We start from the raw sequence: 23,808 nt of genomic DNA on the forward strand, positions 1-23,808 counted from the left end.
ACCGGGGCACCTTTACTGTATAATAGAACGAAAATTCCTACGATGGAATATACAAGAGCTAACTATTTGAATGTTTGATCCATTTTAATACAGTTGAGAGCTATATGTCAGATAAATTTAGTTCGCAGCAAAAGTTATCGTATGGTACAAAACGTGAATATGTCGGTACAATTCTCCACATTCTAACATAGTCCGGAATTTCCGATAATTATCAAATAATTTACATCTATATGTAAATTATAACCACGAAAAACGGTTTATTTCCGATTTTACGATAAAAATTTTACATATTGGGTCTGCGCAAATAAAAATACGTCAGATTTTGGATACCGGCAGGTTCTATCCTTTAATCATCATTGAATTTTTTTTACTCAACAACTAATTGCAAAAAGTTAAGCATGTGTAATATACTGAATTAATAATTCCAAGTTAGGTTAGAATTTTCTCAATTCGCTTATCCGGAATTATCCACATCAAAGCAATCAAAAAATATACAGCAATACCCATCTGTGGATAAACAATCGTCGATCCGATACCTAACAAATATCCAACTACGGATATTAATTCTTTTCTTTGATTCCCCAATGATTTTGCCAAATTAGATTCTTTTCCTTCGAATTTTAAGGCAGCCTTTTCAACCATTGCAAAGGCTATACTACACAGTAACAATATGGCGCCATAAATTGCGACAGGGGCTTCGTCCGTATAATGCTCGCCCATCCAACCTGTTGCAACAGGGAGCAAAGACAACCAAAACAATAGATGAAGGTTAGCCCAGAGGATTGCTCCATTGATTTTCGTTATAGCCTGAAACAGATGATGGTGATTGTTCCAGTAAACACCTACATAAATAAAGCTTAATATATAATTAAGAATTTTTGGCAATAATAGCGAAATGCTATGGAAATCATCTCCATGGGGTACCTTCAGCTCTAAAACCATTATCGTTATAATAATCGCTAACACACCATCACTGAATGCCTCTAATCTTCCGGTCGTCATAGGTCAATTTGTTAAAATCTGTCTTTAAAATCATCCCGCACTATATCTATCCAATCAGGATGTCTTTTGATATACGCAAAAACCAAAGGGCAAAGCGGCACTAAGACATAGCTATTATCCTTCAGGTAATGTAGAGTTTTTTCAATCAAAGCTGTTGCAACGCCCCTTCCTTTAAGCTCCTCGGGGCTCTCAGTATGAATTAATGTGATGATATTACCTCGCTCTTTATAATCGATAAAAGCTGTATATCCCTCCACTATTAGTTCAAAACGATGACTATTCGTGTTCTTCTCAATTGATAGGTTGTCAAATGCTTGTTTCATATGCGTTGATTAGTATTAGGGGCCACTCAATTTCTTTCCAACATTCAAATAAAGGTATCAAAGTGCGCTGGTATTTCAAAGATAATACTGCTTTAAGGTCCGATCTGTCAATTTTGTGGAATTCATTATCGGTATACTAAGATTACCCGCAACCGAAAGCGGCTAAAAATTTGATCGCTTAACGATCAATCAGATATTTAAAATGTATTTTATACATTTAAAAAATTAATTTAACTTTAACTTCGAATAAAGAGAGAACGTCTCTAATGACTTCCCCCCTTATCCGTTATTAAATCTATATTATTAACCGTTATGAAAGATCTTTTCCTTCTTGTGCAGCTACTCACACTGTGTCTTTTTTCCCAAGGACAAACCATTACTGTTACAAGTCCCGATGAAAATCTCGTTGTCTCACTAACGCTAAATGAGGGAAAGCTATTTTATAATGCCTCTTTACGAGGAAATGAACTTCTTGAAGATTCTCCCCTTGGATTAAAAGGTGAAGCTGTGGATCTTAGTTCAAGTTTAAAATTAACGGATCATAAAATAGTACCCATTGCGCACAGCTACAACGAACCAAAAATTAAACAGAGCAGCGTTGAATATAAAGCCAATCAGCTTATCGGTTTATTCGAAAACGAAGCTGGACAAAAATTGGAGGTCATTTTTCAAGTAAGTGACAACAATATCGCTTTCCGCTATCATGTACCTCAGGTTGGTGAACCGGCGAACTTTAAGATTGCAGAAGAAGCAACTGGCTTCAAATTTCCAAAAATCACGACCACTTTTTTAACTCCTCAAGCACCTGCAATGAGTGGCTGGATGAAAACAAAGCCTAGTTACGAAGAAAAGTATATCGCCGATCAGGCAATGGGTGTTCCCTCTGAATATGGTTTAGGCTATACCTTTCCAGCGCTCTTTCATGTAGGTGATCGGGGCTGGGTTCTTGTTTCAGAAACGGGAGTAAATGGCCTCTATTGTGGGTCTAAGCTAAGCGAAGGTACAAATGAAGGTTTCTTTCAGCTTGCCTTCCCCGAACAAGGAGAAAACAACGGATTGGGAAGCGCGCAACCAACCATCGCATTACCTGGATATACCCCATGGCGCACCATAACACTGGGCAGCACACTAAAATCGATCGTCGAAACAACAATCTCCTTTGATGTGGTTAAACCGCAATATCTACCCTCCAAAACATATACCTTCGGCAGAGCAACATGGAGCTGGCTGGAATGGCAAGATGGTAGCATCAACTTTGACGATCAGAAGAGATTTGTTGATCTATCTGCAGCTATGGGCTATGAATTCACGTTGGTAGACAACTGGTGGGACTCGCGAATTGGAAAAGAAAAAATTGAAGAGCTGGCCCAATATGCTGCTGATAAGAATGTCGGATTATGCTTGTGGTATAATTCCAATGGCTACTGGAATGATGCACCCCAGGGGCCAAAGAACAGCATGAACTCCGCCACAGGTCGCAAGAAAGCGATGGCATGGATGCAGCAGATAGGAATCAAGGGCATAAAAGTTGATTTCTTTGGTGGGGATAAACAGGAAACAATGAAGCTTTATGAAGATATTCTCGCTGATGCTAATGACTATGGTTTAGTTGTAATTTTTCACGGCTGTACACTCCCTCGCGGATGGGAGCGCATGTATCCAAACTTTGTTGGCAGCGAAGCCGTCCTTGCCTCGGAAAACCTTATCTTCACCCAAGAAGCGAACGACGCGGAGGCATATAATGCTACTTTGCATCCTTTCATCCGAAACGCTGTGGGATCGATGGATTTTGGCCCCGTCCTTCTGAATAAACGACACGATAAAGCAAACAAGAACGGTAAAATCCGAAAAACGACGGAAACGTTTCAACTCGCAACGGCGATCCTTTTTCAAACACCAGTACAAAATTTTGGGATTACCCCAAATAATTTAACGGATATGCCTTCCCATGTGATAGACTTCATGAAAGACATCCCTACCACTTGGGATCAGACGGTCTTCCTAGATGGGTATCCAGGTAAATACGTTGTGCTAGCGCGCCGTCACGGTGAACAGTGGTATGTTGCGGCTATCAATGCCGAGAACCAAACCAAAACGATCGAATTATCACTACCGATGTTAAAAAATCATCAGGCGAAATTATTAAGCGACACCTCCACGGGCGACCCTCAGATTGAATCCGTATCTTTAAAAAAGAAGAAGGGCGCCAAAATAAAATTAACCGTCCCTGCTGGCGGTGGAGCAATCATCGTTGGACAATAACAGCCGTAGGTAACGCTTGTGGGAAGAGAATGATGAATAAATGGCCGATATTATTATGGATATGCTTCTTGCAGGTAAGCCTGGCATTATGCCAACCAACCCCTGTAAGTGAGCATTTCGGTATACAGCAGGGCCTATCCAATCAACAGGTTCTAGATATTGTACACGACCAGCAAGGCTATACATGGATCGCCACTGAACTCGGCCTCAACCGGTTTGCAAGCGGACAATTCAAGTCGTACTACCAGTCTGAAAAGATGGATGGATCCGCTATCAATAGCAACGAAGTAAACACTTTATGCCACGACGAGGGAAAACTATACATCGGCACACGCTCTAACGGATTAAATGTCCTTGACCTAAAAACAAACAGATTTCTATATTATTTGCATGATTCCAGCGATACAAACTCTATTGCGACGAACGACATTACGGATATTTTGAAGGGCAAAGAGCAACAGCTCTGGCTGGCAACCTATCACCGAGGCTTGCAGCGTTTTGATAAAAAGACGAAAAAATTTACGCGCTTTAACACCGAAACAATTCCAAACTTCCCAGAAAACGGAATATGGTCGCTGGAAAAAGATGGCAAGGGGCTGCTTTATATAGGGCATGTAAACAAAGGCATGACGGTCTTTAATCCTATGACCGGCACTCTAGTAAATTTCAATGTGGACAATACCAGAGGCGCCCTCCCGGACAACGAGGTAAAAGCCTTATTCCGAGATAAACGTGATAATATCTGGATCGGTACGCGTCGAGGTCTTGCATTATACGATCCACGAACACAATCGATAAGCCAGGTACATCTAAACGGAGGTAAGAAAAATAGTAATGAGCCGTTCGTTTATTCCATTAAGGAAATAGATAACGAAATTTGGGTGGGCACGGAATCTTCTAAGCTGTTTATTATTAATCCATCAACACGCATCCAGGATACCTACAGTTTCCGCACGCTGGATCTTAAAAGAGGAAATAACGCATCGATTCAACAAATAACACCGGATAGATTTGGAAATATATGGGTTGCCATATATGGGAGCGGCGTAGACTTTATCAGTCATGTGCAGCCTTTTTTCCAGATTTTTCCACCTATGGACAAAAGTGGAAAGCCGAGCCTTTCTCCTTTATCGCCAGTGGTCGGTATCGTTCAGCAAAGGGATCAGCAAACCATGTTGGTAACCGAAGGTACTGGCATTATTCGGCTTGATGCTCAAGGAAACTTATTAAAGCAGCTAAACGATCGAAGCGGACTTGGCGACAACTTTTTATTCTCCTGCTTTTCCGATCAAAATAACGATTTATGGTTAGGACCGCGCCAAGGAGGGGTCGTACGGTATAATAGCGATAATAATAATTGGCAGCAGATTGATTTAGGAGAGAGGGTCACAGAGGTAAGAGCTATTATCCAAACCCGAGATAAGCAGTTATGGATTGCTGCCAAACAGGGTGTTTTCATTTACAATGTCCAAACGAAAAAATCTAAAAAACTACTGATCAACGATCCGATGCTCGGTGACTACGCTCCGCGTACACTCGTAGAAGATAGCAAAGGTAATGTGTGGATAGGCACGTACGGCCAAGGTTTATATATCTATAACGCCGAACAAACGCTCATAAAACGACTTTCGGGTGACGATGTATTAAAGAGCAATACGATCAACCACCTGTACTCCGATAAAAATAATAACATCTGGGTTGCAACCAATGAAGGCATCGCCGTACAGGAGGTCGGCCTTCCCATCGGACAGCTGCGCATCCTAATGCCTGAAGGTGCCGATGCCTGGCACATCATTAACGCCATCAGTGAAGACGACAGCGGGAGCATTTGGTGCTCAACTAAATCGGGTTTAATCCGGTATCTACCTTCAGAAAATCGCTTTCTACTGTACGACGAATCTTTCGGGATACCCGTCGGCGGTTTTGTAAATGGTAGTGTGATGAAAGATTCCCAAGGAAAGCTTTATTTCGGAATGCAGGACGGATTATGCTATTTTAAACCATCTGAAATTCCATTGGACTTACCTTCATCGCCGATTTTCATCAGCCGATTTTCTGTTTTTAATAGCGGTGAAACGCGGCCACAAGAAGATAAATTTCCTGCCAGTACGCAAAAAGTTGTACTCAGACATAACGAAAATAGCTTCCGTGTAGAATTGGCGGTGATGGACTACGGACTCCATGAGCTCGTTGAATTCAGCTACATGCTGTATGGCCATGACGCGGATTGGTTGTTTTTGGCTAACGAGCGAAATCTCGATTTTCGAAATGTTCCCCACGGTAGCTACGAACTCCGTGTACGAACGCGCATGAAAAATGGAACATGGTCGGCGGACTATACCCAGCTGTTCATCGAGATCAAGCCTCCGTTCTATTTAAGTAAGCTGGCTTGGATTGTCTACGCCTCGATCATTGTTATAATAATCTGGGTACTTTTATTTTTATACATAAAAAAAATAAGAGCCGAAGCCGAGCTACAAATGATTGCGCACAAACACCTCCAGGACGAGAAGCTCTATAACGAGCGATTAAACTTCTATACAAACATCACCCATGAGCTACGAACGCCGCTTACGCTTATTCTAGGCCCACTGGACGACCTCCTACTAGACACAAAACTTCCTTCGCGCCAAAAGGTTCTGGTACGCACTGTCCAAAAGAGTGCGAACAGACTCTTCTCGTTGGTGAATCAATTACTAGAATTTCGAAAGGTAGAATCACAATACAAACCGCTAGTGCTCGAGGAAGGTTACCTCGGGGAAATGTTAAGCGATCTGGTTCAGAAATATACCGAGCTCAACACGAACAAAAACTTAATCTTTACCGCTGAGGTTCCGGAGGTGGATCATCGGACGCTATTTGATCCCGAAATTATCCAGCATATCATCGACAACCTGCTGAGTAATGCCTATAAACATACAAAAAACGGTTCCATTAAGCTTAGCCTAGCCTATGAAGTTAGCGGGTTAAGCAAATATTCGATCATAAAAGTACAGGATACAGGCGATGGTATTGGTCAGGAACACATCGAAAAAATATTCGATAAGTTTTATCAAATCCCCCGAGCGGAGGGGCATGGCACGGGCGTGGGTTTAGCAATAACCAAGGAGCTTGTATCCATCCACGGTGGTAAAATCTCCGTGGAAAGCGAGCTTAGCAGCGGTACAATCTTTACAGTTAGACTGCTTACCAACTCGGTAAAAGAAGAGACTACCAAGGCCCTACCCCCTCACACAGACCCTGAAATAACAAAAGAAGACGACAGGCCACCGATAATCCTGCTTGTGGAGGACGATCCCGATCTTCGAAACTACCTCACTGACATCTTAGGATCGCGGTACGAAGTTCTCTGCGCCCAAGATGGAGACACTGGCCATGCGCTCGCTAAAAAGCACGTTCCGGATCTAATTCTCAGCGACGTGATGATGGCCGGTGCCGACGGTTATACGCTGCTGAATAAGCTGAAATCAGAACGGGACACCAGTCATATCCCCGTAGTATTCCTAACGGCGAAGGATACGGATATTGACCGCGAAAAAGGGTATGCGATGGGAGTAGATTCTTATCTCACCAAACCTACTAGTGCAGCTGTTTTGTTTAATCGTATCGAGAACCTCCTTAGCAAGAAGAAGGCTACCTATGCAGAAATATTCAGTAAGCTTGCTGAAAGCAGCAACGTTGATTCTCCCAAAGAAGATTCTATAGGGCAGGATCCCTTTCCAGAGAACGCCTTTGTGCAAGATTTTGTTACAATCGTTCGCGATCATCTGCAAGATGACGTCCTTGATGCTGCGAAACTCGCAGAAAGGATGAATATGAGTCAGTCGACCCTCTACCGTAAGCTAAAAGCCCTAACAGGTAAAAATATAAATCAGTTGGTACGTAAGGTACGGCTACATCGAGCTGCTGAACTTCTTCGATCAGGACAATATAATATCACAGAAGTTAGTTTTATGGTCGGCATGAACAGCGCTGTTTATTTCCGCCAGTGCTTTAAAGAAGAATTCGGAGTATTACCGTCGGAGTTTCAAAAACAGGAATCTACCCAAAACATAAATTAACCAGATTCAGACTGGCTAACAACCTTGCCCGTCTAAAATCGGATCAAAATCGTCAGATAATGCATCTTGTCTCCAGCACCTGTTTATAAATAAGCTCGCACTTTCCGAATAACTGTCTTGTTCCCTCCGGTTATAACTATACACCCGGCGATGCACCTTTCAAAAAACCGGCATCTAAGGTGGCAAGCTTCCTCCTATCTCACTTAAAACATGTTTTACAGTCACTTTTGACGAAATAATATATGTTTTTTGACGGATTTGTATATGCTTTTATGTACTGAAGTAGGTTAAGTTTGATCTGTTATTCAATTATAAATCTAGTTAGCTTCAGAGCACGTAAAAGCATCACACTCCTACATTTCCTATGTACGAATGAACTCTCCGAGCAGCGCTAGATTGCATTATTTTAAAGTTCAATTATACTAACACATTATGAACAAACTAAAAATTGTATTCCTGTACATCCTGGTTTGGGTTGTCCCTACCCTGGTGTATGCGCAAAGAAAAATTTCGGGCCATGTTGTAACCTCCGAAAATAGTCCGATTTCCGGAGCTACCGTTCTATTGGAAGGTGGTACGCAGGCCACGACGACCGACGATTCGGGGCACTTCGAAATTAATGCCGATGATGGCGTACTGGTCGTGTCCTATATTGGTTATATCACCCAACGTGTGACGCTGGACAATAAAACCAGTTATCAAATTCTGCTCCAAACAGACGAACAAACCTTAGAAGATGTAGTGGTCGTGGGCTATGGTACGCAGCGTAAAGCGACCTTAACGGGGTCAATTTCCCAGGTTAAGGGAGAAGAGCTTGTGAAAAGCCCGCAGCCCAACCTATCAAATTCTCTTGCCGGCCGGTTCTCTGGCGTTATCATCAACAATCGTAGTGGAGAGCCTGGTTATGATGGTTCTTCCATTACCGTACGCGGTCAGGCAACAAATGGAAATAACGATGTGCTTATCGTCGTCGACGGTGTTCCCGGACAAGTGGGTGGCCTAGAACGCCTAGACCCAAACGATATTGAAAGCATCTCAGTTCTAAAAGATGCTTCAGCGGCTATCTACGGTAACCGAGCGGCCAATGGTGTCATTCTAGTCACGACAAAAAAAGGAAAGACAGGGAAACCAACGATTACCTATAGCGGTAACCAAGGTTTCAGCTCCCCTACCCGTATGCCAAAAATGGCTGACGCGGCGACCTATGCAACCCTGATGAATGAAATTGCTTATGACAATAGCGAAGAGGGAGGAATCAACCAAGTATACTCGCCCGAACAGATAGAAATGTTCCGTAATGGTTCGGATCCCGTAATGTATCCTAATACGGACTGGGCGAAGCAAACGTTAAAAAGTAACGCCCTTCAAGGGCAACACAATGTGGGTGTCTCCGGAGGAACCGAAAGCGTCCGCTATTTTATGTCCTTAGGAACAATTTATCAGGGAGGTCTCTATAAGGATGGTGCTACCAAATATAACCAGTATAATTTCAGGTCGAACCTAGAAGCAGATATTACAGATCGTTTTAAAGTAGGCCTTTCTTTGTCTGGAAGACAGGAAGACAGAAAGTTCCCTATAGCTTCTGCAGGTGATATTTTCCGATCTATCTACCGAGCAAAACCTATTGTAGCGGCATTTTACCCAAATGGCCTTCCGACTACTGGAATCGAGAATGCTAATCCTGCGGTAATGGCCACAGATTTAGCAGGAACGGTTGAAAATCCTAAACAGGTGTTCAACGGCATCCTGCGTGCAAGCTACGACCTTCCTTGGGTCGATGGGTTGTCAGTGGATGGCTTTCTGGCGGTTGATAAGTCCTCAAATTTTAATAAGAACTTCTCCAAGCCTTATTTGCTTTACAATTACAGTGCTGCTGATGATGCTTATAACAGTGTTATCGTCGGCGGGAACAATGATGCCGCGACGTTGATACAGGCACAAACAAACGAATCGCTCATAACCGGAAACTTCAAGTTGAATTTCGAACGTAACTTTGGCAAACATCATGTCAATGCTTTCGTGGGTTATGAACAGAGCAAGCGTCACCTTTCCTACTTCGACGCCCAACGATTCAACTACTTATCTTCGGAGCTTCCTGAACTCAGTCAAGGTGGATCAGCGGCTACCGATTACCTTAATTCGGGTTACAGCACCAACTATACCCGCCAAAGTGTGATCAGCCGTATTGCTTACAATTTTGATGAGAAATATATGCTTGAAGGGCAGTTCCGCGCTGATGGTTCGTCGATCTTTGCACCAAACAATCGGTGGGGATATTTCCCATCAATTTCGGCTGCTTGGCGTATCAGCAAGGAAGAATGGTTTAACCAAGAATCCATATTCAACGACTTAAAGATTCGCGCATCATATGGAACCCTAGGAAATGACAACGTAAACGGCTTTCAATATTTTGACAACTATTTGTTAATGTCCAACGGCTTTGTAGCTCTCTTAGATGAAGTGGGATCAATACAACCAAACATTAGGCTTGCGAAGCTCGCCAATCCGGATATCACATGGGAGACATCACGTAAACTAGATATTGGATTAAATGCACAGTTTTTGGAAAATTTCACTTTGGAAGCAATCTACTTCCAGCAGAAACGGGATAACATCCTGACTACTAGAAATGCTTCGATTCCGGCAACTTCCGGTATCGTTAACCCTTACGAAGGGGATCCTCTTGTACCTTCTGAAAATATTGGTAAGATCAATAGCAGCGGTATGGAAGCAACTCTAGGCTATCAAAAAACAGGCAATTTCTCTTGGGGAGTTTCCGGAAACTTTACATACGCCAAAAATGAAATCATCTTTATCGATGAAGCTAGCGGCACTTTAGAGCATCAGCGCCAGACGGGGCATTCTTTGAACACCTCGTTACTATATAATGCGATCGGTCTTAACCGGACCGAGGAAGATCTCGCGGGTTCACCACAGGCACCGGGAGCGAAAATTGGTGATCTTATCTATGAAGATTTCAACGGTGACGGCGAAATTACAGCGGACGATATGATCCGCTCGAAATACGGTAATATTCCGCGCATTACTTATGGATTAAACCTTATGGCTGCCTATAAAAATATCGATCTATCGGTATTATTTGCGGGCCAGGCGCAGGTCAGTCAGTATGTTCTGCCTGAGTCGGGTACTGTAGGTAATTTCTACAGCAGCTGGGCCGACAACCGTTACAATGCAATTAATAACCCAGATGGCGACTATCCCAAAGTCGGTGAACGCGCCTCATCTATGGTCAGTGGGGGTTTATTTAACAACACGTTTTGGTTAAACGATGCTTCATTTCTACGCCTTAAAAATGTAGAAATCGGCTATACTTTTGCAAGTGAATCCTTGTCTCGATTAAAGCTAGGAGGCCTTCGCCTTTATGCGAATGGCTTTAATCTACTCACATTCTCCAAAGTGAAAGACTACGATCCTGAAGGAAATAGCGGTAGCGGGCAGTTCTACCCACAACAACGTATCATGAACATCGGCGTAAATATTAAATTTTAATCTCGGAGGAACTTAAACATGAAAACATTCACAAAATATATAGCACTGCTTGTGGCAGGAATGGCTACCCTTGCTTCTTGCGATAAAAATCTTCTCGAAGTGACGCCTACGGACCGGATATCAACGGCTTCAATCGAATCTGACACCGTACTTCTCGAAGCATTTATTACCAATCGATATATTGGCGAACGGATCATCGGTAGCGAGGCTGATGGCACCAATCCGGGATTTGGCCGAGGGTTCGAATATGCTTTATGGGGATCAATAACAGACGAATCCATGTACACAAATGACGACAATACCTGGCTGATTGTCCGCGGGCAGCTGTCGCCCGAAAACATGGGAGCGGCAGGCTCACTGTGGGCACGCAGTTACCGGAGCATTCGCGAGTGCAATTATGCGTTGCAAGTGCTCTCAAAAATTGAGATTAGCGACTCACGCAGGCGCATGCTTGAAGGAGAGCTGCAATTCATCCGCGCGTTCCGTTACCACGACCTACTACGTAACTTTGGCAAAGTCGTGCTTATGGGCGATAGCGTCTACAACCTCTCGGATGACTTAGCGAGCCCTTCTCTTTTTGAGCGTCAATCGATCCAGGAAAGTATGGATTATATCTTAGCACAATTGGACGAAGCTGCACAGAAACTTCCCCTGAACAATTCAGGAGAATGGGTGGCCGGTCGAGCAACCAAGGGAGCAGCGCTTGCCGTGAAATCCAGACTGACTTTATATGCAGCCAGTCCGCTGTATAACGTAGGGAGTTGGGAAGATGCCACGCAGGCTGCAGCAGAGGTTATTGCATTAAACAAATACAGTCTCTTTGGTGGTGGCTACGGCAGATTGTTTTTAATTAACGATAATCCGGAAACAATTTTTGCCCGCTACTATACTAAAAATGCAAATCACGTTCACCTGGAGATCGCCAATGGTCCAAACGGTTACGGTGGATGGGGTGGAAACACGCCCTACCAAAATTTGGTCGACGATTACCAGATGAAAAATGGAATGCCCCCCTTCTTAACGAATGGATCGGTAAACCCTGCCTCCGGTTATGATCCCGCTAATCCGTATGCAAACAGGGATCCCCGCTTTGACGCGACGATTCTGCACAATGGCTCGGACTTTCGTGGACGCCAGATAGAAACCTTTCTACCGGGAGGACGTGATAGTCGTGATGGTTCGGACAATTGGAATACTTCCAAGACAGGATACTACCTGCGTAAATTCCTAAATGACGACTATCCTATCCAGAACCCTTGGGGCAATGCCGGCTTTCAGCCGTGGAACTACTTCCGTTATGCAGAAATATTATTAAATTATGCAGAAGCGGCAAACGAGGCATATGGGCCTGACGTTTTACCAGCGGGTGCTACCATGAGTGCGCGCCAAGCATTAAACTTGGTCCGCTCAAGACCTTCGGTAGAGATGCCTGAGATTCCGGCGGGCAGATCAAAAGATGATTTTAGAAAGGACGTTCGTTATGAACGCAGGGTGGAGCTAGCCTTCGAGGAACATCGTTTCTACGATGTACGTAGGTGGAAGATCGCCGAAACCACAGAGAATGTTCCTGCATATGGTGTCACCATCACTAAAAATGGAAGCACCTTTACTTACACGCGTAAGGAAGCGCTATCAGATCGCCGGTTTGAAGAAAAACATTACTGGCTTCCTATTCCGCGTGCGGAGATATTATCATCAAATGGTAAATTAGAACAAAATACAGGCTACTAATACAATTTTAAACGAATAGAAACATAAAAACCAGGTGTGGGAGCGTTCAAGGAGGCTCCCCACCCTAAATACCAATAGATGCAAAAAATAATAAGATCATTCCTAAGGAGCTCCGTTATCCTCACGCTTACTTGCGCCGTTATAAGTAGTGCGCTTGCCCAAGATTACAGATTCGGTCCGAGCGCCAAAGACTATGCTGGCTACCTCTTTGCATATTTTAAGGGCAACGCCGTAAAAGACGAAGCGGTATGCTTCGCTATCAGTACCGACGGTTATACCTATCGCGCATTGAATAGCAACAACCCTGTGTTGGACTCTAAATTAATAAGTAGCACTGGCGGTGTCCGCGATCCTCATATCCTACGAGGCCAGGACGGCAAAACATTCTTCATGGTTCTGACCGATATGACCTCCTCGAAAGGCTGGGACTCCAATAGAGCTTTAATATTGCTTAAGTCAAATGATCTTATACATTGGGATCATGCAATCATTAACATTCAAGACAGATACGCTGGCCAGCAGGATCTAAAGCGTGTGTGGGCGCCGCAAACCATTTACGATGCTGCAGCGGGAAAGTATATGGTTTACTGGTCTATGCAACATGGCCAGGGGCCCGATATTATGTACTACGCCTATGCCAATAAGGAATTCACTGATTTTGAATCCGAGCCGAAAGTATTATTTCGCCCTAGAAACCACAAATCGACAATCGATGGCGACATCATCAATAAAAACGGGCTATTCTATCTCTTCTACAAAACAGAAGGCGATGGTAACGGGATAAAGCTTGCATTAACCGACTCCTTAACTTCCGGAAAATGGATTGAGCAGCCCGGTTATAAGCAGCAAACGAGCGATGCTGTTGAAGGGTCTAGTATTTTTAAGCTTAACCATTCGGACAAATATATTCTGATGTATGACGTATACGGCAAAGGATCTTACCAATTTACCGAAACATTGGATCTTGACCAGTTCAAGGTAATTGACAAACAAGTGCGTATGGATTTTCATCCCCGCCACGGCTCTGTTATCCCGCTCACACGTGAGGAAATAAAAAAACTAACTGCTCATTGGGGCTCCCCGCAAGATGTGCCGCTATCACTAAAGAAAAATCCTATTATTGATGGCCATTACGCCGATCCGGACATCATATACTCCAACAAAATGGGCAAATATTACCTCTATCCTACAAGCGACGGTTTTGACGGATGGGGAGGTTATTATTTTAAAGCCTTTTCCTCCCCTGATCTTAAAAGTTGGAAGGATGAGGGAGTTATATTGGATCTTAAACGTGACGTCCCTTGGGGACCGCGTAACGCCTGGGCGCCAACAATTACAGAGAAAAAGATCCATGGAGAATACAAATATTTCTACTATTTCACCGCAGCTCAAAAAATTGGCGTTGCCGTCTCGAATGACCCTGCGGGTCCCTTCAAAGATTCAGGAAAGCCACTCATTGACAGCAAGCCAGCGGGTATTAAAGGCGGACAGGAAATAGACCCTGCAGTATTCAATGATCCAAAATCGGGTAAAAGCTTCCTATACTGGGGTAACGGGTATCTTGCCGTTGCCGAGCTGAATAAAGCTATGATTTCGATCAAGAAAAAGACACTCAAAGTAATTACACCCGACGACACTTTTCGCGAAGGTGTTTACGTGATCTATCGGGACGGACGCTATTACTTTTTATGGTCAGAAAACGACACGCGTAGTCCGGATTATAGGGTACGCTATGGCACCGCCAGTTCACCATATGGCCCGATAGATATTCCTGAGAATAATCTTATCCTACAAAAGGATACAACGCAGGGAATCTACGGAACAGGGCACAACTCCGTTCTACAGATTCCTGGTAAAGACGAATGGTATATTGTCTATCACCGTTTTAGCTATCCGGACGGGATACATATGGGTGATGCCGCAGGTTATAATAGAGAGGTGTGCATGGACACACTCGTCTTCGACCGGCACGGTGCGATATTACCGATCAAACCTACACATTAAAACCAGTAGAACGATTAAAAAAAGCATCCCAAACCGCAAAAACAATGAAAAAATTAATAAGAAAAATAACGCTACTCTCTCTTCTGTCAATACTACCCTTACTAACAATATTCGCCCAGCCCGGATTTGGTGAGGCGACACGGATTAATAAGGACTGGCACTTTCATTTAGGTGACCTCGATAGTGCTACCACAATCAATAGAGGCATTGGCAATGAAGATCAGCGATGGCAGCGGGTACAACTCCCCCACGACTGGAGTGTATCCCTTCCTCTTAGTCCAACCCTTGCAAGTGCAACGGGGTATCTTCCCGGAGGTATCGGATGGTACCAGAAAAGCATCCATATACCTGGCAGCGATAAGGGGAAACAGCTATACCTCTATTTTGAAGGTGTATACAACCGAAGCGAGGTCTTTCTAAATGGAAAATCTTTGGGAACACGTCCCAATGGCTACCTTTCTTTTAGCTACGATATAAGTCCAGCAGTGGAATACGACAAAGAGAATATCATCACCGTAAAAGTAGATCACAGCCAGAGCGCCGACTCCAGATGGTACACCGGATCGGGAATTTATAGAGATGTATGGCTTGTCAAAGCTGCTCCCATTCATATTGCGCAGTGGGGCGTCTACGCTTACCCTCAGCTCACGGGCAATAATGGGACGTTACAGGTCGAAGTCGAGCTTACTAATCAGGGTACTTCGGGCAAGCAAGCAACTGTGCTTTCTGAGCTGCTTGATCCTAACGGTAGGGTTGTTGCAAAAAAAACAGTTAAAACACTGTTAGGAACAAGCGTAACGGAAGCCGTGAAGCTGGAACTGACGGCGAAAAACCCGCAGTTGTGGGATCTGGAGAACCCTAATCAGTATACACTAAAAACAACTGTTTTGGTCGATGGGAATAAAACTGACTATTCGGAGATAAAAACGGGGTTTCGCTCGTTTACCTTTGACCCAGACAAAGGTTTCGCGCTAAACAACAAATGGATGAAGGTGAAAGGTGTATGTATACACCATGATGCTGGCGTGTTGGGCGCAGCGATGTATCCTGAGGTATGGCGGCGCCGACTTTTGACGTTAAAATCTATCGGGGTGAATGCCATCCGGACAAGTCACAACCCCCAGGCGAGCGCATTGTACGAGCTTTGCGATGAGCTAGGCCTGCTAGTCATGAACGAAGCGTTCGATGAGTGGGAGTTTCCTAAGCGTAAATGGCTTGAAGGATGGAATGTAGGAACTCCGGGGTTTCAGGGGTCCTTTGATTATTTCGAGCAATGGGGAGAACGTGATCTAGCTGATATGGTCAAACGAGACCGCAATCACCTCTCTATTTTTGCTTGGAGCATCGGCAATGAGGTCGACTATCCGAATGACCCCTACTCTCACCCAGTGCTTGACGGCGATGGAGCGGGTGGGTTCACCCAAGCGATGTTTGGCGGCTATAAAAAAGATGCCCCCGACGCGATGCGCCTAGGTGTTATCGCAAAAAAACTCGCTTCGATCGTACGCAAATACGATAGGTCTCGCCCTGTTACAGCGGGTCTTGCTGGCGTCGCTATGTCGAACCAAACCGAATACCCAGATGCGCTTGACATCGCAGGATACAATTACACCGAGAGCCGCTACCAAGAGGATCATAAGCGTTACCCTAAACGCGTGATCTACGGCAGTGAGAACAGGCATGACCTTGAAGCTTGGGCAGCAGTTCGCGATAATCAGCATATATTTGGCCAGTTTCTTTGGACCGGTATTGACTACCTGGGGGAATCCGGCAGATGGCCGTCACGGGGCTTTTATTCGGGGCTTCTGGATTTCGCAGGGTTTATTAAACCAAGAGGTTATTTCCGTAAATCACTGTGGTCGGATACTCCGATGGCCTACATCGGCTCCTATCCGGTGAACGATAGAAACAGATCCGATAATCCATCGATGGATGCATGGCCGGTATGGAACTATACGGAAGGGCAACAAATCCGTATAGTTTGTTACACGAACGCAGCAGCGGCCCGGCTAGAGCTAAACGGGAAACCGGTGGGTGAAAAAAGATCTCACGATAAAAAAACTGGCATTATATCGTGGGATATTCCTTACGCTGCAGGCAAGCTTGAGGCGATTGGACTCAATGACAAGGACGAAATAATTACGCGCGATCATATTCAAACATCCGGACGTCCGGCAGCTATTACCTTGGTAAACTCCACGCCACTTACAATAAAAGAAAATGGCGGTGTGGCACAAATCGAACTGCAAATAGTTGACGAAAATGGAATTCCGGTAGCAATAGCGGACGATGAGATCACTTGTAAAGTCATTGGCAATGCCCGGCTACTAGGCCTGGAAGCCGGAAATAATTCCGACATGGGCGACTATACGGATAACCGCCAGCGTGCGCATCATGGAAAGATGATTGTCTACATTCAGTCCACAGGAAACCTCGGGAAAGAAACAGAAATTCAGTTTACTGCTCCATGGTTAAAGCCAGTGAACAAAAAAATAAACCTAACTGGGCAATAAGCTCCTATTATTACGGGTAGTTGCAGAACTGCCCGTAATAATTTATTATAGGTTTCTCACAATTATGATGTTCGATCACATTCAATGGTTCACTAGAACTACTCCTTCGATATTGATGTAGCACCCCACGCTTGCTTTTTCTGACATGCAATATTTTAGGTCAGCATATCTAGTTTTGCTATGGATTCGATTATTTTAAGAGATTTGGCATTGCGGACTACGAGTATTTAAATACTGGTATCTTACCCACACAGAACATGTTCCTACTTGAATAATCTACCCTTTTTACCAGCGATATTACCTAATTTTTGTATAAATTAGACAATTAATAGAATTATGGCAATCGCAATTAAAAATGTTCCTGTATTAAAAGGATCGGAAGCTCTTAGCTTTGAAACTAGAGCGAAGGCTTCTATTGCTCAAAAAGCTACCATTAAGTTTACTGAACAGCTTCAAATATCCTCAAAAAGGCTAAAATCTAAAATCATCCTCGTGAGTTTTCTTTACGAAAAATGCACTTTTAGGTCATATACCTTAGCAGATATGACTCTAGTTTAAACGTATAAAGTTAGGCTCTTTTTTTTATTAGTTATCAGCTTTCTTTCTGCCGTAGTGTACACATAACCGTGTGCATTCACTTTTTCAAAATCTTCACATCCCGAATACTGTCTTTTGTTCCTACAAAAAAATCTCCCGTAAATTCTACGGATAGCTTTGGTAGTCTATCTCGTTCTATTACGAGATATCCAGCGCTTCCCATTAAATTATCCAACATTAGATACTTCGGTGAAAAGTCAATTTTTTCAGCCAACAACGAACCATTTAACCAAACAATACTCCAGTGTTCATAGTCTTTATCGAAAATCTTTTCTTTGGACTCTTTTGACAATGAAAGTTCTTCCGATAATTTTGCTCTGGCAACTTCGTTACTTAGAATAATGACTCTATCAAAATCCAAGCAATCCAGATCTAGATCAATTGAATCGCCAGCATTAATAGTCGTGATTTTACTTTTTAAAATGTTTGCGCAATTAAGATCTGTACCGTCTTTCATTTTGTTTCCCTTGCAGGCGGCAAGACTGTAGAGAAAAAGCAAAATACCGATACTATAAAACAATTTATTTCCCATAATGTCGGTTAATTTCCAGAACATTGCTCAGATCCATCATACACAAAATCACCGATTGGTTCAGTGGGCAATGGAACATCACCATTAAAACCAACTATTATAATTTCACCATCTGCAACTGCTTGATCAAAAATATTCATAAATTCATGGATGTTTATAGTGTCATATGAATCTCCATAGTTTGCTCCCCATTGATTGTTATTTATATCCATCGCATACTCTGGCTAGCACAATCGGTGCGGATTGTTCATGCGCTATTCCTAGCTCAATTGCGGCATTCTTGCCAAACGCGTTTGCATTTAACGCGGTGAAAAGTGCGTGCCGTAAAGCGTCACCGTAACCATTATCGAAAAAAGTGAAATTTTTTGTTTGCATAATGTATTTTATTTAAAAAAAATCCTTTGTCGACTATACATTGAATTTATTCCGTTTATTGTCTTTGTATAGTTGCCATCGGCAGAGGGTATCCTTTTTTCGTTTTATGGCATACACTGAAAGTTTAGTCCACAAAACCCTTCTCGTGAGATCCTGAGTATCTATTGCGACTTAACTTCAGTCAGTATTATAAATCCCTGATTACACGTAAAACTAACCGATACACCGTGTGGTTTTGTCCAGTTCTTTTTATCTCAATGGGGACATATGCAAAAAAAAAGAATTATTTTAAATTTGTGATCGGATCAAATTATTTTTTTGTTAATTCTTTGTACATAGAATACGCTCCCACATCGAAATGCGAGTTTTCTAAACAATATAGTCTAAACTGATAATGAGATTTGTTTAGGTGTACCGCATCTTATGCCCTTGGAACATTTAGAAAAAAATTCACCTATCAGAAAAGTACACGAGCTATGTACGATATTGAGCAAAGCTTGCATTCCATAAAAATCCACATGACATGATTCTTGTAAAGAAGCCGAATTTCCCCCTGAGCAGTCTGCTGTGTATTTGTGACAAAGGAAATCTGTTCCACAACACCTTTAATTGATCCGAATCCATTGTAAGGATAATTGTCCAGTTTGATTATGACATCTTGTCCTTTTTCAACCTTTCCTGCGTTTATTTAAGGTAGAAGCACCTGGACTTCGATTTTGGCATTCACTAGAACGATAGAAAAGACCGGTTCACCAGCCTTCACAAAATGACTGTTGCTCCAGAAGTTCAGATCCTGGACGCTGCCGCAGTACGGACTTTTAAAAAGCTAAAACCTTTTTGTTAATCGAGAAATGTATAAAATATTTTACACTCTTTGTGATAAAAAAAGAGGGGTGAACTTTGAATTGCCATGAATTTCCCCTATTATTGCGTGATTTAAACTAATTCTAAATAAGAAGCAGGAGATGGTTCGTAGAGAAAAAGATTACCTCGCCGCAATTTATTCGGCAATTGCGGTTTTAATATTTTTGGCAAATACAAATTTATTAGCGCAATCTCCCACCACTACTATACAGAGCGACACCCTTAAACAGTTGAAAGTAGACGAGGTTCAAGTGACCGGTAAAACGAGCATTAGAAAGACCAAGGAACAGGCGTTTAACATCAACGTTGTCGATGCCAAGCAACTTTATAATTCGTCTGTTGACCTCAATCAAATATTAAACCGAACTTCAGGCGTCCGCATTCGCGAAGATGGAGGCATGGGTTCTACTTTTAGCTTTTCATTAAATGGCTTTAGTGGCAGGCAAGTGAAGTTCTTCCTTGACGGTCTGCCAATGGACAACTTCGGATCGTCACTTACCTTGAACAACTTCCCGGCGACAATGGCAGAGCGAATTGAGATATACAAAGGCGTTCTCCCTGTACACCTTGGAGCCGACGCACTGGGGGGAGCAGTTAATATTGTAACGCGTACCAATGCTAATTTCCTCGATGTTTCCTACGGCTATGGATCGTTCAATACCCATAAAGCCAGTATTAACGGTGCATTTACAGATGCCAAAACAGGTTTTACCGTTCGAACAAATGCGTTTTACAACTATTCGGATAACAATTATAAAGTCACCGTAAACCCAATAGACCTAGTCTCCGGGCAGAAGGGCCCCGAGCAGGAAGTTGAGCGGTTCCACGACACCTACAAATCCATCGCAGCGCAGGTTGAAGTTGGCGTGACCGGCCGCTCGTATGCCGACCACTTGCTATTTGGTGCCATGGTAGCAGGCAATAACAAAGATATTCAAACAGGAATCACCATGGAGCAAGTATTCGGTGCAAGAACGACAACGAGCTCCTCAATTATTCCGACATTAAAATACAAAAAATCAGACCTTTTTTTAGATGGCTTAGATCTTACGCTGTTTAGTGCTTATAATATTTCAAACAACAATTTTGTGGATACCACCCGGTTACGCTACAACTGGCTAGGAGAAACAGCGCCTACAACGACGGCGGAACTATCACGCACGCAACTTAAAAATCGTGACAAAGAAGCCCTCACTTCGGCGAACCTGACGTACTCACTAAACAATAGTCACGCGGTATCGTTGAATTACACACTAACCGATTTTCAGAGAAAATCCAGTGATGAGGAAAACCCCGATAATATTACATTTCTTATGCCGCAGGGACTCCGTAAGCAGACCATAGGTCTATCCTGGCAAGCGACCTACAAGCGTTTTACTTCTACGGTATTCGGTAAGTTATATGACCTGCATGCAGAATCTTTCGAAGATGTTTCAACAAATACGGTGGCGGACTACGTCCCAACGACGCTAAATCGGACACATGCCGGATACGGTGCCGCAACCGCTTATTTTATCACACCACAACTTCAGGCGAAAGCATCGTATGAGCATACCTACCGGATGCCCGAGGCAGTTGAGTTGCTAGGTGATGGCCTATTTGTTCGCCGCAATGCGAACCTAAAACCTGAAAAGAGTGACAATCTGAATATTGGAGCGCTTTATAGCATAATTCCAACAGGTCCTCATAGGTTGAATTTTGAAGGAAGTTTTATCTTTCGTAACGCGAAAGATTATATCCGGCAAGACCAGCAACAGGTTCAACCTATCGATCGCCAGTTCATCAATGTCGGTAATGTGCGCACGACTGGAGCAGAGGCAGAGCTAAGCTACGTATGGAATAATAAACTATTTGCAAGCGTAAATGCTACATTTCAGGACATCATCGACCGCACAGAGTTTCTGGTGAGTGAGAATTTAACGGGAACGACGACCAGTCCCAATTTAAATTACGGCTACCGGTTGCCAAATATGCCTTACCTTTTTGGAAACGCAAACATTGGTACGCGGCTACACCCCACGCCTAACGATAAAAATACGTTAAGTCTAAATTATGGTCTTAGCTATGTCGAAAAGTATTATTTTACCCCCAATCAAATTGGCCAAAATAACCACGATATTATCCCGAGGCAAATATCGCATGACCTGTTTGCCGACTACTCAATCAACGATGGCAAATACGTTATTGCTTTAGAGTGCAAGAATATAATGAATGAAAAATTGTACGATAACTATTTACTTCAGAAACCAGGACGCTCTTTTTTTATCAAGCTTCGATATTTTATAACTCAATAAATTATTTTAAACAGACTATACAGTGATGAATACTATTAAACTAAAACAAATCTTCAGAAATAGCTTATATGCCGTTCTAGCAATATCGTTAACCGCCTGTAGCAATAACGACGACCCGGCTCCAGCACCTACTGATGGGAACGTCTTTACGTTAGGCTTAGGTGTAACTACAACCGAAGGAACTACAAACTACGTTCTCCAGACCAACGACTTGATGAGCGGTAAACTTTCCTTGATGAATGCGGGTTTTCTGCAAGATGGTTACCGTGATTTCACTACGGTGGGTAATTATTTCTTTAGCATCGGAGGATTAGGCTTAACAGATGTAAACACATATTTTGTAGATGCTTCCAACGAAGTAGCAGTCAAAACGGGATTAAATCTTAACGCAAGGGTTACCGATGCTCAGGATATTGACGGCACTGGAAAAACGCTACTGGCCGTAACGCTACCGGCAAATCCGACCGACGGAACGGACATGTCCTTTTTAACTATAGACGCCGCTTCAAACGCAATTACCAGCACAAAAAAAGTTAGCGTTAACAAGGACAACTTCCCCATCGGCGATGAGTGGATGTTACATACTGGTATCGCCGTTCGAGGCGATAAAGCTTTCCAAACAATCGTACCGTTTGACGCTGTGGGATGGAAAACATCAAAAACAGATAAGGCCTATGTAGCCGTCTACAGTTATCCTGAGTTCGAGCTGGAGAAAATAATCGAAGATGACCGCAGCGGTCCAGCGGGTGCTTTCGGTACGCGCTCTGGTATTTTTGCAACTGAATCGGGGGATGTGTATACGATATCACATAGTGGATACGGTTATACCCAACGGACAAAAGAGCCTGCAATATTAAAAATCGCAGCGGGTACCTCGGAATTTGACCAAGATTACCTGTTCGAAACTGCAGAGGCTGAAAATGGCGGACGTATCGTTCATGCAATATATGTGGGCAACAACAAGCTATTTGCCACTGTAAGCGCAGGAACTCAGGCTACGCAGTGGGCAGATGAGAATCTAAAATTTGCGATAGTAGATTTAGCAGAGCAGACAATTACAGCAGTTGCTGGATCGCCAACCTTTACAGGTAATGGCGGACGAAGCTTTGCTGCGTTTCACAGAAATGGTAAGGCCTATGCTTCCGCCAGCGTAAACAATATTCTTAATATTTACGAAATCGACATAGCAAACGCATCAATCCGTAAAGGAGCACAAGTTGATGCTTCTTTTGTTGGAGGCTTGGGACAGATAAAATAAAATAGGTAACATAGGTAATCCGATGTCTTTAAATAGGCTTCGGATTATGTTTTTGATATGAAAGGTAAAACAAAAAATAAAAGTCTAGCGAGACGTTTCAACGACCAAGTACACCTATGGGTGGGCCTTATTTCAGGGGCAATCGTGTTCATTGTCAGTATTACCGGCTGCTTCTACGCTTTTCAACAGGAAATTAAAGATGCGCTAGAACCATGGCGGTTCGTTGAAGCACAACAAGTAGGATATGTTCCTCCCAGTGTACTTCTCGACACGGCTGCTAAATATATACCTAATGCGCAGCCTAGTGGTTTAACCTATGGTAGCGAAACTGGCGCCGCTGCTGTAGGATTTTCCGGCACCGAAAACGGGAAACGAACGTTTTCTGTGGTTTTTATGAACCCCTATACAGGAGAGTTCCTCAAAAAGCAGCAGACCGTAGGTGGCCCCGAATTCGACTTCTTCCGATTCATTATTGATGGCCA

Annotated in this window: 15 protein-coding genes; 10 read left to right on the forward strand and 5 right to left on the reverse strand. The window is 43.3% G+C overall.

Features of this window, described 5'->3' with window-relative positions; translation table 11 throughout:
• Positions 1-429 precede the first annotated feature (429 nt).
• Both HP439_RS02675 and HP439_RS02680 read right to left on the reverse strand, forming a co-directional pair.
• Complete coding sequence (locus HP439_RS02675) at positions 430-1,002, reverse strand: TMEM175 family protein (protein ID WP_172388805.1); 573 nt, start codon at positions 1,000-1,002, stop codon at positions 430-432.
• An 11-nt stretch (positions 1,003-1,013) separates the two neighbouring features.
• Entirely contained in the window at positions 1,014-1,325 is a 312-nt protein-coding gene (locus HP439_RS02680) for a GNAT family N-acetyltransferase (RefSeq protein ID WP_172388806.1), read from the reverse strand.
• Positions 1,326-1,637: 312 nt separating this feature from the next.
• Here HP439_RS02680 and HP439_RS02685 point away from each other — a divergent pair, with 312 nt between their 5' ends.
• The 7 genes from HP439_RS02685 to HP439_RS02715 all read left to right on the forward strand — a co-directional run bounded on the left by HP439_RS02685 (position 1,638) and on the right by HP439_RS02715 (position 17,964).
• Positions 1,638-3,587, forward strand: a complete 1,950-nt coding sequence (locus HP439_RS02685; RefSeq protein WP_172388807.1) for a glycoside hydrolase family 97 protein — start codon at positions 1,638-1,640, stop codon at positions 3,585-3,587.
• A gap of 29 nt (positions 3,588-3,616) precedes the next feature.
• Positions 3,617-7,648 (forward strand): hybrid sensor histidine kinase/response regulator transcription factor, encoded by a 4,032-nt coding sequence (locus HP439_RS02690; RefSeq protein ID WP_172388808.1) that lies wholly within the window; start codon positions 3,617-3,619, stop codon positions 7,646-7,648.
• Positions 7,649-8,080: 432 nt separating this feature from the next.
• The gene (locus tag HP439_RS02695) at positions 8,081-11,158 is read left to right on the forward strand and encodes a SusC/RagA family TonB-linked outer membrane protein (protein WP_172388809.1); all 3,078 of its coding nucleotides are present in this window, start codon (positions 8,081-8,083) and stop codon (positions 11,156-11,158) included.
• 18 nt (positions 11,159-11,176) lie between these two features.
• Positions 11,177-12,889 (forward strand): RagB/SusD family nutrient uptake outer membrane protein, encoded by a 1,713-nt coding sequence (locus tag HP439_RS02700; protein ID WP_172388810.1) that lies wholly within the window; start codon positions 11,177-11,179, stop codon positions 12,887-12,889.
• Positions 12,890-12,967: 78 nt separating this feature from the next.
• Positions 12,968-14,893 carry a glycoside hydrolase family 43 protein gene (locus HP439_RS02705; protein ID WP_172388811.1) on the forward strand — a complete coding sequence of 642 codons (1,926 nt, stop codon included), beginning with the start codon at positions 12,968-12,970 and terminating at the stop codon, positions 14,891-14,893.
• Between the two features lie 44 nt (positions 14,894-14,937).
• Positions 14,938-17,406, forward strand: a complete 2,469-nt coding sequence (locus HP439_RS02710; RefSeq protein WP_172388812.1) for a glycoside hydrolase family 2 TIM barrel-domain containing protein — start codon at positions 14,938-14,940, stop codon at positions 17,404-17,406.
• A gap of 336 nt (positions 17,407-17,742) precedes the next feature.
• Positions 17,743-17,964: a hypothetical protein gene (locus HP439_RS02715; RefSeq protein ID WP_172388813.1), complete on the forward strand. Its 222-nt coding sequence runs from the start codon at positions 17,743-17,745 to the stop codon at positions 17,962-17,964.
• A 76-nt stretch (positions 17,965-18,040) separates the two neighbouring features.
• On the opposite strand, the gene HP439_RS02720 is transcribed toward HP439_RS02715, so the two are convergent.
• The 3 genes from HP439_RS02720 to HP439_RS02730 are packed head-to-tail and all read right to left on the reverse strand — an operon-like array spanning position 18,041 to position 18,910.
• Complete coding sequence (locus tag HP439_RS02720) at positions 18,041-18,535, reverse strand: hypothetical protein (RefSeq protein WP_172388814.1); 495 nt, start codon at positions 18,533-18,535, stop codon at positions 18,041-18,043.
• An 8-nt stretch (positions 18,536-18,543) separates the two neighbouring features.
• Positions 18,544-18,747 carry a hypothetical protein gene (locus tag HP439_RS02725; RefSeq protein ID WP_172388815.1) on the reverse strand — a complete coding sequence of 68 codons (204 nt, stop codon included), beginning with the start codon at positions 18,745-18,747 and terminating at the stop codon, positions 18,544-18,546.
• A complete protein-coding gene (locus tag HP439_RS02730; protein WP_172388816.1) occupies positions 18,734-18,910 on the reverse strand; it encodes a hypothetical protein in 177 nt (58 codons plus the stop codon). Before HP439_RS02730 ends, HP439_RS02725 begins: the two co-directional genes overlap by 14 nt.
• 965 nt (positions 18,911-19,875) lie before the next feature.
• Between HP439_RS02730 and HP439_RS02735 the strand changes: the two genes are divergently transcribed.
• From HP439_RS02735 to HP439_RS02745, 3 genes are all read left to right on the forward strand, one after another.
• Entirely contained in the window at positions 19,876-22,068 is a 2,193-nt protein-coding gene (locus HP439_RS02735; RefSeq protein ID WP_172388817.1) for a TonB-dependent receptor plug domain-containing protein, read from the forward strand.
• Positions 22,069-22,093: 25 nt separating this feature from the next.
• Positions 22,094-23,326, forward strand: coding sequence for a DUF4374 domain-containing protein (locus HP439_RS02740; protein ID WP_172388818.1), 1,233 nt, complete (start codon positions 22,094-22,096; stop codon positions 23,324-23,326).
• 57 nt (positions 23,327-23,383) lie between these two features.
• On the forward strand, positions 23,384-23,808 hold a 425-nt coding region (locus tag HP439_RS02745; protein ID WP_172388819.1), incomplete at its 3' end, for a PepSY domain-containing protein.

This window comes from Sphingobacterium shayense, assembly GCF_013179575.1.
Classification (GTDB): domain Bacteria; phylum Bacteroidota; class Bacteroidia; order Sphingobacteriales; family Sphingobacteriaceae; genus Sphingobacterium; species Sphingobacterium shayense.